10 protein-coding genes and 2 pseudogenes are annotated in these 17,423 nt (G+C 39.0%); 11 read left to right on the top strand and 1 reads right to left on the bottom strand.

All coding sequences use genetic code 11. From position 1 onward, the window contains the following. Positions 1–3 precede the first annotated feature (3 nt). The gene (locus tag ACYP5M_RS04205; RefSeq protein ID WP_434166994.1) at positions 4–666 is read left to right on the top strand and encodes an ABC transporter permease; all 663 of its coding nucleotides are present in this window, start codon (positions 4–6) and stop codon (positions 664–666) included. A 161-nt stretch (positions 667–827) separates the two neighbouring features. Beyond that, on the top strand, positions 828–1,664 hold the full coding sequence (speD, locus tag ACYP5M_RS04200) for an adenosylmethionine decarboxylase (protein ID WP_260357721.1): 837 nt from the start codon (positions 828–830) through the stop codon (positions 1,662–1,664). Between the two features lie 23 nt (positions 1,665–1,687). On the opposite strand, the gene ACYP5M_RS04195 is transcribed toward speD, so the two are convergent. Continuing rightward, complete coding sequence (locus ACYP5M_RS04195) at positions 1,688–2,713, bottom strand: YeiH family protein (RefSeq protein ID WP_459734898.1); 1,026 nt, start codon at positions 2,711–2,713, stop codon at positions 1,688–1,690. Positions 2,714–2,846: 133 nt separating this feature from the next. On the opposite strand from ACYP5M_RS04195, the gene ACYP5M_RS04190 reads away from it, so the two are divergent. From ACYP5M_RS04190 to ACYP5M_RS04150, 9 genes and pseudogenes are all read left to right on the top strand, one after another. Continuing rightward, positions 2,847–3,740, top strand: coding sequence for a selenium metabolism-associated LysR family transcriptional regulator (locus ACYP5M_RS04190; RefSeq protein ID WP_434166993.1), 894 nt, complete (start codon positions 2,847–2,849; stop codon positions 3,738–3,740). Between the two features lie 239 nt (positions 3,741–3,979). After that, a complete protein-coding gene (locus ACYP5M_RS04185; protein WP_459734697.1) occupies positions 3,980–4,885 on the top strand; it encodes a hypothetical protein in 906 nt (301 codons plus the stop codon). A gap of 498 nt (positions 4,886–5,383) precedes the next feature. After that, the gene (locus ACYP5M_RS04180) at positions 5,384–6,010 is read left to right on the top strand and encodes a metal-dependent hydrolase (protein WP_459734696.1); all 627 of its coding nucleotides are present in this window, start codon (positions 5,384–5,386) and stop codon (positions 6,008–6,010) included. A gap of 222 nt (positions 6,011–6,232) precedes the next feature. Next, positions 6,233–6,676 carry a C40 family peptidase gene (locus tag ACYP5M_RS04175; RefSeq protein ID WP_230175920.1) on the top strand — a complete coding sequence of 148 codons (444 nt, stop codon included), beginning with the start codon at positions 6,233–6,235 and terminating at the stop codon, positions 6,674–6,676. 763 nt (positions 6,677–7,439) lie between these two features. Then, positions 7,440–9,569: an ATP-dependent Clp protease ATP-binding subunit gene (locus ACYP5M_RS04170; protein WP_459734695.1), complete on the top strand. Its 2,130-nt coding sequence runs from the start codon at positions 7,440–7,442 to the stop codon at positions 9,567–9,569. Positions 9,570–9,955: 386 nt separating this feature from the next. Beyond that, positions 9,956–11,842, top strand: a pseudogene (gene pulA, locus ACYP5M_RS04165) (type I pullulanase); the annotation flags it as partial. Positions 11,843–12,018: 176 nt separating this feature from the next. Beyond that, complete coding sequence (gene fdhF / locus ACYP5M_RS04160) at positions 12,019–14,982, top strand: formate dehydrogenase subunit alpha (RefSeq protein ID WP_459734694.1); 2,964 nt, start codon at positions 12,019–12,021, stop codon at positions 14,980–14,982. Beyond that, a pseudogene (locus tag ACYP5M_RS04155) lies at positions 14,975–15,496 on the top strand (helical membrane plugin domain-containing protein); the annotation flags it as partial. The gene fdhF and the pseudogene ACYP5M_RS04155, both read left to right, overlap by 8 nt. 433 nt (positions 15,497–15,929) lie before the next feature. Beyond that, positions 15,930–17,417: a spore germination protein gene (locus ACYP5M_RS04150; RefSeq protein ID WP_459734693.1), complete on the top strand. Its 1,488-nt coding sequence runs from the start codon at positions 15,930–15,932 to the stop codon at positions 17,415–17,417. Positions 17,418–17,423: the final 6 nt, after the last annotated feature.

Genomic DNA, 17,423 nt, shown 5'->3' with positions numbered 1-17,423 from the left:
CTTATGGAAACCTTGCAACAGCTGGGAACTTATTATACACAGAATTGGATGTATGTACTTACTGAATTTTATCGCCATTTTTTAATGTCAGCTTATGGGGTTTTATTTGCAGCAATTGTAGCCATCCCGATAGGCATTTTCATTGCAAAACATAAGAAATTGAGTAATTGGGTATTTTCGATAACGAATGTCATACAAACCACACCAGCATTGGCTATGCTCGCACTCTTGATGCTAGTAATGGGGTTAGGAACAAACACAGTAATCTTATCATTGTTTTTATATTCCTTACTGCCGATCCTGAGGAACACTTATGTCGGTATTACAAGTATAGATCATGCTTATTTGGAATCTGGAAAGGCAATGGGGATGACGAAGCTGCAGTTACTTAGAATGGTCGAACTGCCATTATCTCTGTCTGTCATCATGGCTGGCTTACGTACAGCGCTTGTCGTTGCAATTGGAGTAACTGCTGTCGGTACATTCGTAGGGGCAGGCGGACTGGGGGATATCATTGTCAGGGGAACGAATGCCTCAAATGGAACGGCAATCATACTTGCAGGAGCAATCCCGACGGCATTGATGGCCATTCTTTCAGATCTTGTACTCGGATGGCTGGAACGAATTCTTTCACCGATAAAAAAGAAAAAAATTCATACTGCATAGAACAAATCAGGATAATAAAAAAGCCGTTGCATGTTAATGCAATGGCTTTTTCTTGGCTTATCGATAAAAAGGCAGAAGCTTAGGCTCGCAGACTTAGTTTTTTATTTCAGAAAAAGGGTAACTATAAGGATAGTCCTAAAAAAATATAAGGGGAATCAATCATGAAACTTACACCAGAGCAGCGTATTGAACTTCATGGCTTTAATAATCTTACGAAATCTTTAAGCTTTAATATGTATGATATTTGTTACACAAAAACCAGGGAAGAGAGGGAGGCATACCTGGATTATATCGATGAACAATATAATGCAGAGCGGCTTTCGAAGATCTTGCACAACGTTTCTGATTTAATAGGGGCACATGTTTTAAATACGGCCAAACAGGATTATGTCCCTCAAGGCGCCAGTGTAACCATTCTTGTTTCAGAAGGTCCTGTCGTCGAGGTACCTATGGGGACTTATGAGGAATCACCAGGGCCTTTACCTGATAATGTGGTCATGCAACTGGATAAAAGCCATATTACCGTACATACATACCCTGAATACCATCCAAATGAAGGCATTAGCACATTCAGAGCCGATATCGATGTCTCTACTTGTGGGGAAATATCACCACTTAAAGCCCTTAATTATCTCATTCATTCCTTCGATACCGACATTATCACGATCGATTACCGAGTGAGGGGCTTTACACGAGATAAAGATGGGCAAAAATTGTTCATTGACCATGATATTAATTCCATTCAAAACTATATTCCTGATGAAGTAAAGGGTTTATATGACATGATTGATGTGAATGTATACCAGGAAAATATATTCCATACAAAATGTAAGCTGAAAAGGTTCGATATTAATAATTACTTATTCGGTTATACAGAGGAAAAGCTGAATAAAGAGGAAAGGCAAGAAATTATAGAAAGACTTCAAACGGAGATGGATGAAATTTTTTATGGTGCCAATGTTCCGCATCCAATAGTAAAAAACAAGCATGCCGATTAAGGGATGCTTGTTTTTTTGAAAAGTTAATTTAAATGGAATGCCTGCACCAATACATACCCGAGGCATGTCAATAAGATAGAGCCGATCAGTCCAGCTAAAAAAGGTTTACCGCCATATTTTCTAAAAGTTACAAGGTCAATATTCAATCCTAGTCCTGCCATGGCCATAGCCATGAGGATATAGGAAAGCATAACAAGTTTATCAGCTAAAGGTTCGGGAACTGCACCAGTAGAGTAAATGGCACTCATTAATAAAAATCCAAAAATGAACCACGGTATCTGAATGGACTTCCAGGAAAATTTCTTTTCGGTAACTGTTGATCGGTCTTTCCAATTCATGATGAACCCAATCAAAATGGCGACGGGAATGAGCAGGGCCACCCTTGTCAATTTGACCACCACTGCCAAGTCGACTGCCTCATTTCCCCCTGGTGCTGCAGCAGCGATGACATGAGCAATTTCATGAAGTGTCGCACCTGAAAAAATACCATATCCTTGATCGGATAACTCCAATAATGGATATAGGATCGTATATCCGAAAGTGAAGGTTGTGCCTAAAACAGCAACCGTCGCTACAGCTATTGCTGTATCTCTTTCCTTTGCTTTTATTTGGGAGGAAATTGCCAGGATGGCAGCAGCTCCGCAAATACCCGTTCCGCAAGCTGTCAATATGCCTAGCTTTTTCTCGACTTTAAATATGCGGGTCATTCCATAAACTACTAATATAGCAAATACCAGACTAATGGCACCAACTGCAAATGTTTTCGGACCGGCATTAAAAATATCCTTTAGGTTCAAGCGCATGCCCAATAAGATAATGCCCACTCTCAAAAGGACTTTACTTGAATAATTTGTCCCTGCAATGGCGTAGGCTGGGACGCCAATCAGTGATTTCCAAACAACACCAATCAGTATCGCAATGACTAACTGTCCCATTATATGAAGGAATGGAAGCTCTGCTAAGTATTTTGCTGCAAGGGCAATTAGCAAAGTCAATGCTATCCCTTTTGTAAAACCGAGTTTTTTAGTTTCAACGTTTGTTTGTTCCAGTGTGATCACTCCATCTATGTTGATGGCTTAACTTTAAAGCTAAATTAAAAATAAGTGAAATATATTTTTGCTATTTCAATGATTACTTCTACTTATGATAAAATGAAAGGCATAGGTAAATAGGGAGGTAACCATGGATCCATTAAAAGTATTCGTAACCGTAATCGAACAGAAAAACTTTTCAAGGGCAGGGGACATTCTGAACCTGTCGCAGCCAGGAGTCAGTCTTCACATAAGGAATCTGGAAAATGAGTTAGGAACAAAATTAATTTATCGTTCTCCCAAACAAGTTCAAATAACAGAGCCGGGAAAAATTTTGTATAGACATGCAAAGCAAATGCTTAATCATTATGAGACAGCAAAAAGAGAAATAAATGAATTTAATAACGTGGTTAGCGGAACGATGAAAATAGGAGCAAGCTTCACGATAGGGGAATATTACCTTCCAAAAGTATTAGCAGAATTTGCGGCTCAATATCCGATGGTGGACATACAAATCATCATCTCGAATTCAAATGATGTCATTCAAGGAATACGTTCGAATAAGCTTGATATAGGCTTGATTGAAGGTGAAACGGATTATAAAGATATAGATGTCAGGCCATTCATGAATGACGAGATGATCGTTGTCGTTCCCCCGGATCATCCACTTTCACAAATGGATCTCATCGAGGGCAATATGCTCCAAAACCAAACATGGGTACTTAGGGAGCAAGGATCGGGGACCCGTACATATTCCGATAAACTTCTAAGCAGTCTGGAGCTAAACATAAAGAAAACCTTTATTTTCACCAGTATTCAAGGAGTGAAAGAAGCGGTGATGGCTGGGCTTGGCATTGCCCTTCTATCCCGATTGACTGTACAAAAAGAATTGAAGTCCAATGAATTGAAAACCTTTCATTTGAAAAATGAACCCATTATAAGACCTTTTTCGATCGTGAAAAAGTTGGACTTCGAAGCATCAAAAGCCATGGAGTTGTTTTTAAGGAAGGTCGAAGAATTTGCGATAAAGGGCATTCCTAAATAAAACCCTAAACATTTGCTCAACCTTTCATTTTCAATGAAGAGGTTGGGCATTTTTAACGGCGAAATATTATTAATTTTAATGAAAACGTCGAAAGTAAATTGGAATATGTCAATGATTAAACGAATTTTACGTATTTTAACATAATAGCAAACATATAAATTTAATAGGCAGTCACCAGGAAGTTTTTAAGTCCCTGTAGACTTTTCCTGATATTAATAATCTTAAAAGGAGCAACCACATTGGCTATAGAGGAGCAGAAAGATAAACGGGTTTCTGTTTTCGACAGGATTATTGGATTCATGCCAAAATTTTATGTGATTGGAACAATTTTAATTTTTGTTTATACACTAGTTGCGATGGCTCATTTAGGTATCCAAACTTTGAAAAAGCCAGAGGAAACCGTTGTACCTGCGCCACCTGTTTCTCAGGGCTTTGAACATACATTGATATCGTTAATCATCGAACCGATCGTAACGTCTGAATTTTATCAAATCATCTTTAACACGTTATTTCTTTACCTAGTTTGGATATTGCTTTTCCTATTGGCACCGATTGCTTTTTACCGTTTAAAACACTTTAAATTTTTTAATATCGAAATTGAAATTGAAAAACAAGATGCAGCCGTTTATGAAGTATTCAGCATGAGCAGTTCAAAGATGAAATTCGCTGCGTATTTAACATCCGAGGAATTTCAATTGGAGATATCAGAGGAAATTGCCAACAGCAAGGATTTTAAAACACCATTAATCTATACATTGGACTGTGCCGTGGATTTTTATTCCAATCAATTAGGACTTTCCTTTACCTATGATATCTATACCCTGAACCAGTTCAAAAAAGCAAAGCTGCCTAAATCCATCAAAGCGATGCTTGATAAGTCCATTCACACCGGCGATCCGTGCATTACGAATAAAAGCAACAGCGATAGTGAATATTACAAGAATTTCCTTCTCTTTTATTTCGAAAACATGGAAGGTAAATTCGTCACTGTCTTAAATAGTTATCAAACTGAATTCGATACATTCGATAAATCCCTGCTTAAAATCCTGCAAAACGTCATTTACGATTACTATTTACAATATAACTATATTTACGAAGCGAGCGAGAAGTTGGAAAAGAATGAAACCATTTCCCATAATAATTAAAAAAACCACCCTACAAGTGGTTATTTTTTTTGGAAAGGTGATTGTTAATTATATTCTGGACAATTTCATTGTTCCCAATGAGCTCAGACGATTTATTTACATGCTGTTCCCGAAAATCCATGTTCTTTATTTTCTTAGACTTTTTCCCTTTTTTAAAATTATTGAAGGCATTTAAAAAAGCTATCTGAATCACTCCCCTTATAGATTAGTATATTCATATGATGGATAAAATTTCATGAAAAACGTCAATTTAGAGAAAAATATTTTGCGGATTTAAAGTGTGGAAATTACCTAAACAAAGCAATTATAGAAATTTAGAAGAATTGTTTTTAATGTATAACTAAGAGTATTTTTTTGCTCCAATTATTGGTTATCCTGGCTTTTTTACAAGAATTAAAGAAATTTCCCCCAAAATATTGTATAGTTAGAATGTAGGGATTCGAACAAACATTCGTTTCTTGGGAACAAATTACTTCTTTGAGGGACAGGAGAGAGACAGTGAACGGTACAGCACACATGGCTATAGGGGCCACAGTTGGATTCTTGACGGCAAACACACTTCAAACAGATCCGACCACCACTTTATTCTTGGTTGGCATTGGGGGTGTTTCTGGTCTTATGCCCGATATGGATATTGATGGGAAGTTAAGTAATAGGATTACTTTTTCACATAAGTTTATCCGAACGATAGCACAAACGATTGGGATATTAATGATCATTTATAGTCTATTGGAAGGCACAAATACGGAAAAGTGGATCGGTGTAGGAGCAGGAATCGGAATCATCATTATTTCATCATTCATTAGACAAAGGCATATGCTGACCCTGTCTGGATTAGCGGTTTTAGGTGGCGGTTTATCTTTGCAGGAAAGCTGGTTATGGATGTTAGGCGTCTATATTATCCTGGCATCCTTTACACCACATAGAAGTTATACCCATTCGATTGCCGGTATCGCTTTCTTTGGTATCATTGCCTTTCAATTCGAAGCCTTTTTGGGGATTGACGGAATTTTCGCCACTTGTTCATTAGGATACATAAGTCATTTAATTGCAGATTTGAAATGTTTACCTTTTAATAAACGTGGGGTGAAATTATTTCTTCCATTTTTCTCAAAAGAATTTTAATAGTGGTTTTTTACCGCTGTTTTTTTGAAGAAAAAGATAGTTTTATTAAAGGTGCTTTTCAATAAGTTGAATGGACACTTGATTCGACTTATTTCTATGTTTTATATGGTCATTCTTCCTAAATCTACTAAATGTAACATATTTGTAAAGATCCTGTGATGCGAGTGATATACCTTTTCTAGTATATTAGGTTTAGCAAATCACATCAGGGGGTAAAATAATTTGTTTAAGAAAATTGTCGTCGGATTGTCATTGGCTATTACACTTGTAACCGCATCCTTTGCTGGAGACCAAGTGGAAGCTGCTTCATATCATACAAAAGCGATTAAAGTGGCTAAAAGTGAATTGGGTACTAAATATAAAATGGGTGGCATTTCTTCTTCAGGTTTTGATTGTTCCGGTTTAGTGAAGTATTCATATCAAAAAGCTGGTAAGAATTTACCAAGAACTGCTGCTGACATATATAAAAAAGGTAAGAAAGTTAAAAGCCTGCAAAAAGGTGACTTAATGTTTTTTGCACCAAATAAAGCGAAAAAACCTACACATGTGGCTATATACATAGGAAACAATGAATTCATTCACTCTTCATCATCTAAAGGAGTGTCATACGCTAAAACCAATAATACCTATTGGAAGCCAAAGTATATTGGTGCGAAACGTATATAATAGAAGAAAATCAATCTTAATATATAAAAGCTAAGAGACTTAATGAAGTCTCTTTCAATTTGTAGACAAAAAGGTTTCGGAAGGTTTCATTCCGAAACCTTTTTGATTTTTTATTGGAATTGAAGCTGCTATAGCGGAAAGGAAAGCATGGCATGGGTTGAACAACGAGGGGACTTTTAAGAAAGTATCGATATCACCTCAAGTATTAATACTACTTAAAACAAAAAAGACTGTAGGCAAAAGTGTTCTATCTTAAAATTAAAACAAAGATGATTGGAACGGAAGGTGCGAGACTCCTGCGGGAAAAGCGCGTCAAGGGGAGACCCCACAGGTGCGAAGACGCCGAGGAGGCTCCCCGACCGCCCGCGGAAAGCGAGTACCTGGAGTGGAAATCCAACATTTAAAAATTGTACTAACCTTAAAGAGACTTAATAAAGTCTTTTTTTGTTTTAAAAAATAAGAGTGAATGAGGCACATGGACAAGAGAATTGGCGTTTTGTTAATAGTTTAAGGTTATGGTGAGTCCTGAAGTGGGTAATCAATACTAACTGAATATTCTAAGGGGCATACATAGAATCTTTTTATTTGACTGAAAATCGATAGTTTAATATGCTTAGCAAACCAATTCAAGGTAATTTCTTTTTTATCAAAAAAATTCCCAAACAAAATTATTGAAAGTCAAAGAAGGTCAATGTATAATAAAGTCAGAAAGTCAAAGAAGGTCAAAGTTTTTTAAATTCATTTTTTAAAGGAGGAGTACCACATGCTTTGTGAAAAATGCCATGTAAACCAAGCTAATATTCAAGTTCACCTAAATATGAATGGTCAGGAGCATGATGTGAAACTGTGCTCCACTTGTTATAAAGAAGAGCGAAACAAACTTGGAGCAGCTATGGGCGGGATGGATATAGGGAAATTCCAATTTAACGGAACTCCAAATTCATTCAATCCATTTAATTATAATGGTGTACCAAAACCGGATTCAGCTGAACATGGCGATGACGGAGGATTGCTTGAGGAGTATGGCCGAAATTTGACCGATGCTGCTAAAGCAGGACTTATAGATCCGGTTATCGGACGAAGTGAAGAAATTAAACGCGTCATTGAAGTTTTAAATAGACGCAATAAAAATAATCCAGTTTTAATCGGTGAACCTGGTGTCGGTAAAACAGCCATTGCTGAAGGTCTTGCTTTAGCGATTGTTGAAGGTTCAGTGCCAGTTAAATTACGTAATAAGCTTGTATATATGCTTGATGTAGCGTCCCTTGTGTCGAATACTGGAATTAGAGGGCAATTCGAAGAACGTATGAAGCAATTGATCAGCGAATTACAGGAAAGAAAAAATGTCATACTATTCATCGATGAAATTCATCAACTTGTGGGAGCTGGTTCGGCAGAAGGATCAATGGATGCAGGAAATATCCTGAAGCCTGCACTTGCACGCGGCGAACTTCAGCTTGTCGGAGCAACCACTTTATCAGAATATAGGAAAATTGAAAAAGATGGTGCCCTTGAAAGGCGCTTCCAGCCTGTACACGTTAATGAGCCGACAACGGCTGAGGCACTTGTCATCTTAAGGGGATTAAAGGATAGTTACGAATCTTATCATGGTGTGACATATAGTGAGGAAGCCCTTAAAGCGGCTGTTGAACTTTCGAACCGCTACATTCAAGACCGCTTCCTGCCTGATAAGGCAATAGACTTAATGGATGAAGCTGGTTCAAAATTGAACTTGACCATCGAAGACGGCCAAGTAGAAAACATGAAAGAACGTTTGGCTCAAATCTATAAAGAAAAAGAAATGGCCTTAAAAGAAGAAGCATATGAAAAAGCTGCTATTCTTCGTGATGAAGAAGAAAAACTGGAAAAGTCATTGCAGGCTGGGGAAGATGCAATTAAGCCAACCGTTACTGTTGAAGACATTCAAAACATCATCGAACAAAAGACTGGTATACCTGTAGGTAAGCTCCAAGAAGATGAGCAAGAAAGGATGGTTCACCTCCAAGCGGAGCTTATGAAAAAAGTAATCGGGCAGGAGGAGGCTGTCAAAAAGGTTTCCAAGGCCGTTCGAAGAAGTCGTGCCGGGTTAAAATCAAAAAACCGTCCTACCGGTTCTTTCCTTTTCGTTGGTCCGACAGGAGTAGGTAAAACCGAATTGGCAAAAACTCTTGCTGAGGAGTTATTCGGGGACAAGGAAGCGATGATTCGTCTTGACATGAGTGAATTCATGGAGAAACACAGTGTTTCTAAATTAATTGGTTCTCCTCCTGGATATGTAGGACATGAGGAAGCTGGACAATTGACGGAAAAAGTTCGCCGCAAGCCTTACAGCATCATCTTATTGGATGAAATCGAAAAGGCACATCCGGATGTAATGCATATGTTCCTGCAAATCATGGAAGATGGCCGCTTAACCGACAGTCAAGGACGGACCGTTACTTTTAAAGATACCGTGATCATCATGACGAGTAATGCTGGAGTCGGTGAGAAACAAAAAGTAATGGGATTCGGTACAAGTTCAGCTGTGGAGGAAGCATCAATCCTACAATCTTTAGGCAGCTTCTTCAAACCGGAATTCCTGAACCGATTCGATAGCATCATTGAATTCTCGGCTTTGAAGAAAGAAGATCTTCTGCAAATCGTTGATATCATGATTCACGAGCTTGACGAAACACTTGCTGCAAATGGTTTATCGTTAGATGTAACTAATGAAGCGAAACAAAGGCTAATTGAACTCGGATATCACCCAACTTTCGGAGCGAGACCGCTTCGCCGTGTTCTACAAGAACAGCTCGAAGACGGCATCACTGACTTTATCTTTGAGCAACCTGAAATTAAGAACTTCACTGCAATTGTTGAAGATAACTCTGTGAAAATTATTAAAACACCATAAAGAGTACTAGAAATGCCTCCAAGACCGTAAAACTGTTATGGAGGCATTTTTTTATCTTTTTTGGCTTCGTTTTCATAAAAAGATAGGTAAGGTTCAGCTAAATGACCTACAGCTTTCGCTCAAAATATAGATTTCTGAATTTTCGACATAATTTGCCGATCGAATGTTTTGATGGGTAATGCCTGTGGAATCATAACATAAGGGAAAATTCGCTCATGATTATAAAAATTAATAATTCCTGTTCTAAAATGGGAATTTCAATGGAGGAATGACCTATTAAAGATTCACTTTCTTATTTTGAAGAGGAAAATAAAAATAATCGAAAACCTACGGGTAATGAAACGGAAAATCAGTTGGAATCCCTGCCGATTGCAAATATTAATCCAGTAAACCCGTCGGAATTGGATGAACTATATTTCTATGAAGGCAAAGATTTAGGAAATTCCTATCTTAAAGATAAAACGGCATTCCGGTTATGGGCACCACTTGCATCTGAAGCTAAGCTAGTTACTTATAAACATTGGGATGATTCAGATGGAATAGAGATTCCGATGGTGCGTTCGGAAAAAGGTACCTGGACGATTGAGTTGAACGGTGATCAGGATGGATTGATTTATACATATAAAGTGAGAGTGGGAGAAAACTGGAGTGAAGCCGTCGATCCATATGTTCGTGCAGTTACTGTTAATGGTATTAAAGGAGTCGTGATAGATATAACAGATACGAACCCTGAAAGGTGGACACGAGATAAACCACCTCTCGAAAAAGCTGAGGACATAGTCATTTATGAATTGCATACACGGGATTTATCTATTCATCCTGAAAGCGGAATCCATCATAAAGGTAAATTCTTAGGAGTGATTGAAGCCGGAACCAAAGGTCCAGAAGGAGTGAAAACGGGTCTTGATCATATTAAAGATCTAGGCGTTACCCATGTTCAGTTTATCCCGATATTCGACTTTGCCACAGTCAATGAAATGAAATTGAATGAACCACAATATAACTGGGGATATGATCCACAGAATTATAACGCTCCCGAGGGCTCTTATTCGTCTGATCCGTATCAACCAAAAGTCAGGATTCGTGAGTTAAAGGAAATGATTCAAGGTTTACATGATCACGGTTTACGAGTAATCATGGATGTTGTCTATAATCACGTTTATTCTGTGGAGCACTCAAACTTCCATAAACTCGTTCCCACTTACTTTTTTCGCTATAACGCTGATGGCTCCTTATCTAATGGAACTGGTGTAGGAAATGACACCGCGTCTGAACGTAAAATGATGCGCAAATTCATTGTTGAATCCGTAACCTATTGGGCGAAGGAATTTAACCTTGATGGTTTCCGTTTCGATTTAATGGGGATTCATGATGTGGAAACGATGAATGAAGTGAAAAAGGCACTGGCAGAAATTGATCCGACCCTCATTGTTTTGGGTGAAGGCTGGGATATGGATACCCGCTTGGCCCAAGAGCTGAAAGCAAATCAAAAGAATGCTTTTAAAATGCCTGGAATCGCTCACTTTAATGATGCGATCCGTGATGGTTTAAAAGGGTTTGTAATGAATGAACATGATAAAGGCTTCGTGAATGGAAAACCAGGAATGGAAGATATTATAAAAAAAGGAATTGCTGGTGGTTTGAAATATGATGATGATATCGCAACATATCAAAGACCAGATCAAGTGATCAATTATGTTGAAGCACATGATAATTATACTCTATGGGATAAGCTTCTCATCACTAATCCAGATGCGACGGAAGAAAAACGGAAACAGATGCATAAATTAGCTTCGGCAATTGTCTTACTGTCACAGGGGATTCCAATGATACATGCTGGACAAGAGTTCATGCGCACGAAGGATGGAGATGAAAATAGCTATCAATCTTCTGATTGGATTAACCGATTGGATTGGAAAAGAAGAATGGAGTTCGATCGGGAAGTGGAGTATATGAAAGGGCTAATTTCGCTCAGGAAAAATCATTCTGTTTTTAGGTTAAGCACACCCGAAGAAATAGAAAAGCATTTACAATTCTTTGATGCTCCGCCAAATGTGGTTGCATTCTCTTTAATAACTGAAGATTCAACAATTGCAGTGATTCATAATGCAAATTGGGACGCGATTACGATTTCTCTTCCCCACGAAGATAATTGGACCGTTTTAGTGGATGGGCAGCGGGCTGGCCTGGAAGAAATAGAAAGGATTAAAGGGAGTCAGATAACCGTTGCCCCTTTAAGTTCGTTTGTATTGAAAGCAAAATCTAACCAATGACGATAAAGTCGAAGTGAGTGAATACTATATCTCACTTCGACTTTGTTCATTGCTGATATGAAATTGGTTAAAAGGTATCTTCCATTTTTTACTTTCGCAAGTTTGAGAAAAAATGTACGGGGGTAGAAAATATAAAATGATGAATTTTTTCGTTGTGTAAGAGGGGAGCGATTAGTTTGCCAGAGAAAGTGCATATAAAAATCAATGGTGCAGAGACCAGTCTTGAAGGTAATCAAACAATATTACAAATGCTGACGGATAGCTCCATTGAAGTCCCGAATGTTTGTTACCATCCTAGCCTAGGTCCTATCGAAACATGTGATACATGCTTAGTGAGCGTTAATGGAGAACTTGTAAGGTCTTGTTCCACCAAGATCAACGATGGTGATGTAATTGATACAGTTGCACCTGATGTAAAAGAAGCACAGGTCATGGCGATGGACAAGATATTGTATAACCATGAGCTTTATTGTACGGTTTGCGATTATAATAATGGCGGCTGTGAAATACACAATACGGTTAAGGAAATGAAGGTAAATCATCAAAGTGTTCCTTTTGATCAAAAACCATATGAAGTGGATCGGTCGAATCCATTCTATCGATATGATCCTGATCAATGCATCCTTTGCGGCCGTTGTGTTGAAGCGTGTCAAGATGTACAGGTCACCGAAACATTGACCATTGATTGGGAAGCAAAACGCCCGCGTGTCATTTGGGATGATAATGTTCCGATCAATGAATCTTCATGTGTGTCATGTGGACACTGTTCAACTGTATGTCCGTGTAATGCAATGATGGAAAAAGGAATGGAGGGGGAAGCCGGATTTTTAACCGGCATTGCCAAACAAACACTTCGACCAATGATAGAAATCACGAAAAATGTTGAAACAGGTTATGGTTCGATTTTAGCGATTTCAGATATGGAATCCGCCATGAGGGATGCAAGGATCAAGAAGACAAAAACGGTTTGTACATACTGTGGGGTAGGATGCAGCTTTGACGTTTGGACCAAAGATCGTAAAATCCTTAAGATAGAACCGCAAGTGGAGGCACCTGCAAATGGAATTTCGACTTGTGTAAAAGGGAAATTCGGATGGGATTTCGTGAATAGTGAAGAAAGACTCACAAAACCATTAATTAGGGAAGGGGATGCGTTCAGGGAAGCTGAATGGGAAGAAGCCCTTGAATTGATTTCTCGTAAATTCACTGAAATCAAAGATTCTCACGGTCCGGATTCGATGGCTTTCATAACGTCTTCCAAATGCACCAATGAAGAGTCCTATTTAATGCAAAAGCTGGCTAGGGGAATCATTGGCACCAATAATGTGGATAACTGTTCCCGGTATTGTCAGACACCGGCTACTTTAGGACTATTCAGAACGGTTGGATATGGCGGAGATACAGGGGGCATAAAGGATATCGAAAAGTCCGAACTTGTATTGATCATAGGCTCCAATACATCCGAATCACACCCCGTGTTGGCTACAAGAATCAAACGTTCCCATAAACTAGGTAAACAGAAGCTGATAGTGGCGGACATCAGAAAGCATGAAATGGCTGAACGCTCCGACCTCTTCATCCAGCCTGCTCCGGGAACGGATATCATTTGGCTGTCGGCCGTGTCTAAATATATCGTCGACAAAGGATGGGCAGATACAGACTTCATCAAAAATCGTGTAAATGGAATGGAAGAATACATCAAGACTTTGGAACCTTACACAATGGAATATGCAGAAAAAGTAACAGGTATAGCTAAGGAAGATTTAATTACGTTGGCAGAGGCCATTCATGATGCGGAAAGTGTTGCAACGCTTTGGGCCATGGGAGTTACCCAGCATGGAGGAGGAAGCGATACAAGTACTGCAATTTCCAATCTAATGCTAATAACAGGCAACTACGGTAAACCTGGAACAGGTACTTACCCATTACGCGGCCATAATAATGTTCAAGGAGCCAGCGATTTTGGCAGTATGCCGGATCGCCTGCCAGGTTATGAAAAAGTAACAGATGAAAAGGTCCGCTTGAAATATGAAAACACCTGGGGTGCAAAAATACCAGAAAACCCTGGCCTGAATAATCATGAAATGGTCGAAGGGATACATGCCGGTACCATCAAAGCAATGTACTTAAAGGGTGAAGATATGGGTCTGGTCGATTCGAATATCAATCATGTCCATAAAGCATTTGAAAAACTGGACTTCTTTGTGGTACAAGATATCTTCTTATCAAGAACGGCTGAATTCGCGGATGTCGTCCTTCCCGCAAGCCCAAGCTTTGAAAAAGAAGGTACTTTCACGAATACTGAACGCCGTATTCAACGTCTTTATCAAGTCTTTGAACCGCTTGGCGACTCAAAGCCTGATTGGCAAATCATAATGAATGTCGCTAATTCGTTAGGAGCCGGCTGGAATTATGAGCATCCAAGTGAAATTATGGAAGAAGCCGCTAAACTATCACCGTTATATACAGGAGTAAGGTATGAACGCTTGGAGGGTTATAACAGTCTTCAATGGCCAGTGACGCCAGATGGTAAAGATACGCCACTGTTATTCACGGAAGCTTTTCCTTTCCCTGATGGAAAAGCAAGGTTATTTCCAGTCGAATGGACCAAACCGATTGACTTTGGGGATGAGTTCGATATCCATGTGAATAATGGCCGTTTATTGGAACATTTCCATGAAGGAAACATGACCTATAAAACAAAAGGCATTACTTCCAAAACGCCAAAAGTCTTCCTTGAGGTATCCCGGGAATTGGCAAAAGATAGAGGGCTTGAGGATGGCACTCTTGTTCGGCTTATTTCACCATATGGACATGCAAAAGTGCAATGCCTGATTACGGATCGTGTAAAAGGTAAAGAAGTTTATCTGCCAATGAACGATTCAGGTGACGGGGCAATCAACCAATTGACAAGCAGCCATTCAGATAAAGATACTGATACTCCTGCCTATAAGGAAGTTCAAGTAAAAATGGAAGTGCTCAGGGTTAAAGGAGACAATCCATTGCCGAGTATCAACCATCGTAATGGTAATCCAAAACCGCAGATAGGTGTACAAGTACAAAAAAAATGGGCTCGCGAAGATTATATATTCCCTGGTGACCTCTTGAAGATCAAAAAGGAGGAGAGGAACCGTGGCTAAAGCGACAAAAGTGATCAATCGAATCTCCATTAGCGATGAAGAAAGAAAAAGAATTGAACTCGAGGATATCGAGCGTACCCTTTTGGAAAATAAAGAAGTGATTAAAGAAACGTTTGAAGTCATGAAGGGTATGCAGGATCGTGGGATTTTATCAATGGTTAACAGCTTGTTGAAGGAAGGGGACAAAGTGCTGAACATTCTTGTCAAGACAGCAGACACCCCAGAAACGGCAAATACGCTAAAAAATCTGCTTCTCATACTTGGCACGTTAGGAACACTTAATGTTCAGCAGCTTGAACCGCTTATCCTCAAGGTCAATTCAGGGATTGCCCGTGTGGCAGAGTCTGATAAAATTCCGGAAAAGCCAAGCTACCTATCATTGCTGCGTTCCTTGAATGACCAAGAAGTCAAACAAGCTATGACTTTTCTGATGACCTTTCTTAAAGGAATGGGAGAAGATACAAGCGATTTGGAAAGAACAACTCAATTACCAGAGAATCAGCATTTGCATAAAGCGAATGAAACAGCGGACATAGAACGGCCGACCTCCAGAAAATCATACGGATCGAGTATACCCAGTAAAAGCGGAAGCGAAAAAAAACGAAACACCAGCTTGTTTTGGATCGCAGCAGGAGTTTCTCTTGTAACCATTCCGCTAGCCTTATCTAAAAGTAAGAAATAAAGTAGCTCGTTAATATTATTGAAACGGACGAAAATCGTCTGCGAAGAAATTACTTTGACTTGAGAGATGGTGAATAATTCCCACCAAAATATTAAAGCCGATGATTCCCTTATAAGGAACATCGGCTTTTTTCAATGAAAAGTGCTATCAAAATTTTTCTCACTAGCCTTTTATTACATATATTTATATAAGATACAAATAATAAAGTCAATCATAAGTGAAACGAACATATACACACACTTCTTAATCAGTAAGGGGCGGAAAAGTGAGGATAGGACGTTCTCTTAAAAGAGCTAAAGAAAAATCTACAACCAATGGCACCTTATCCTACGAGGTAAATGAAAATGTAAAGAGATTGAAGAACGTGCTTGGGGACAGTTCAGATTTGTCTGTTCGAATGATTGAATCTCCACACGATAAATCGATAAGTGCAGCTGTAATCCACCTTGATGGTTTGGCTGATGCTACCATCATTAATGAAAATATAATTGAACCATTAATAGATTGGTTTAAAGAAAATAAACAAATATTTACAGAGATAGAAGAACGAACTAGCCATATTCTAACGGTATCCCAATTAACCGTTAAAGAAAGTTGGCAGGAATTCATATCAGCGGTTTTGACAGGAGATACGGTTGTATTGTTGAATGGCAGTGCAAAAGCATTCATCGCCAGTACGAAAAGTCAACCATCCCGTGCGATAACCGAGCCTACAAGCCAAACTGTCATTAGAGGACCAAAAGATAGTTTTACTGAGAATTTAAGAACCAATACGTCATTAATTCGTGCTAGGGTTCAACATCCTGATGTACGCTTAGAAAGCTTGAAAGTCGGAAGTGTCACTCAAACGGATATTGGAATCATGTACATTCAGGGAATTGCGGATGAGAGTATTGTGAAGGAAGTCAAAAAACGCGTACAAGGCATTGATATTGATGGAGTACTTGAATCTAATTACATTGAGGAATTAATTAGGGATGAAGGATCGACGATTTTTCCCCTTCTTTTGAATACGGAACGACCTGATGCAGTTGTTGGGAATTTATTGGAAGGGCGAATCGCCATCATCATTCAAGGAACTCCTTTTGTTTTAATCGTCCCAGCGTTGTTTTCGCAATTTTTTCAATCTCCGGAGGACTATTATCAAAATCAATATATCGGCTCCTTTTTAAGAATGTTAAGATTCGGAGCCTTTTTTCTGTCGATGTATGCATCCGCTATTTATTTGGCACTAGTTACTCATCACCAGGGTCTTATCCCTACAACTTTAATCGTTAGTCTAATGGCTCAAAGGGAAAATGTCCCATTTCCAGCAATTGTCGAAATACTGGTAATGGAAATGGCCTTCGAGATTTTACGGGAGGCAGGAATTCGAATGCCAAGGGCGATCGGGCCAGCCGTATCCATTGTAGGAGCACTTATTCTAGGGCAGGCAGCTGTTGAAGCGGGATTTGTGGGAGCTGCAGTGGTTATCATTGTAGCCATTTCTGCAATAAGCAGTTTTACACTGCCGAATACCAGTCTAGTCAATGTGACTCGCGGAATTCGATTTTTTATGATGTTGATTTCAGCATTCATAGGCTTATATGGCATATTGCTTTTCACTTTATGTATCTGGCTTCATATGAGCAGCCTGAGGTCTTTTGGTGTACCCTATTTTGCCCCATTTGCTCCATTTCGTTTCAAGGAGCAAAAAGATGGTTTTTTTCGTTTCCCTCTACCATCAATTTTGAAAAAAACATCAAGAAAATAAAACTCG

The organism is Peribacillus sp. N1 (genome assembly GCF_054600815.1).
The sequence above is the reverse complement of the archived record's forward strand: the minus strand, read 5'-3'. Positions and strand labels throughout refer to the sequence as shown.

Excerpts from the sequence above, each read along its gene's own strand:
- ACYP5M_RS04205 (WP_434166994.1), top strand. The coding sequence starts at position 4 with ATGGAAACCTTGCAACAGCTGGGAACTTATTATACACAGAATTGGATG.
- ACYP5M_RS04190 (WP_434166993.1), top strand. The coding sequence starts at position 2,847 with ATGGATCCATTAAAAGTATTCGTAACCGTAATCGAACAGAAAAACTTT.
- ACYP5M_RS04170 (WP_459734695.1), top strand. The coding sequence starts at position 7,440 with ATGCTTTGTGAAAAATGCCATGTAAACCAAGCTAATATTCAAGTTCAC.
- speD (WP_260357721.1), top strand. The coding sequence starts at position 828 with ATGAAACTTACACCAGAGCAGCGTATTGAACTTCATGGCTTTAATAAT.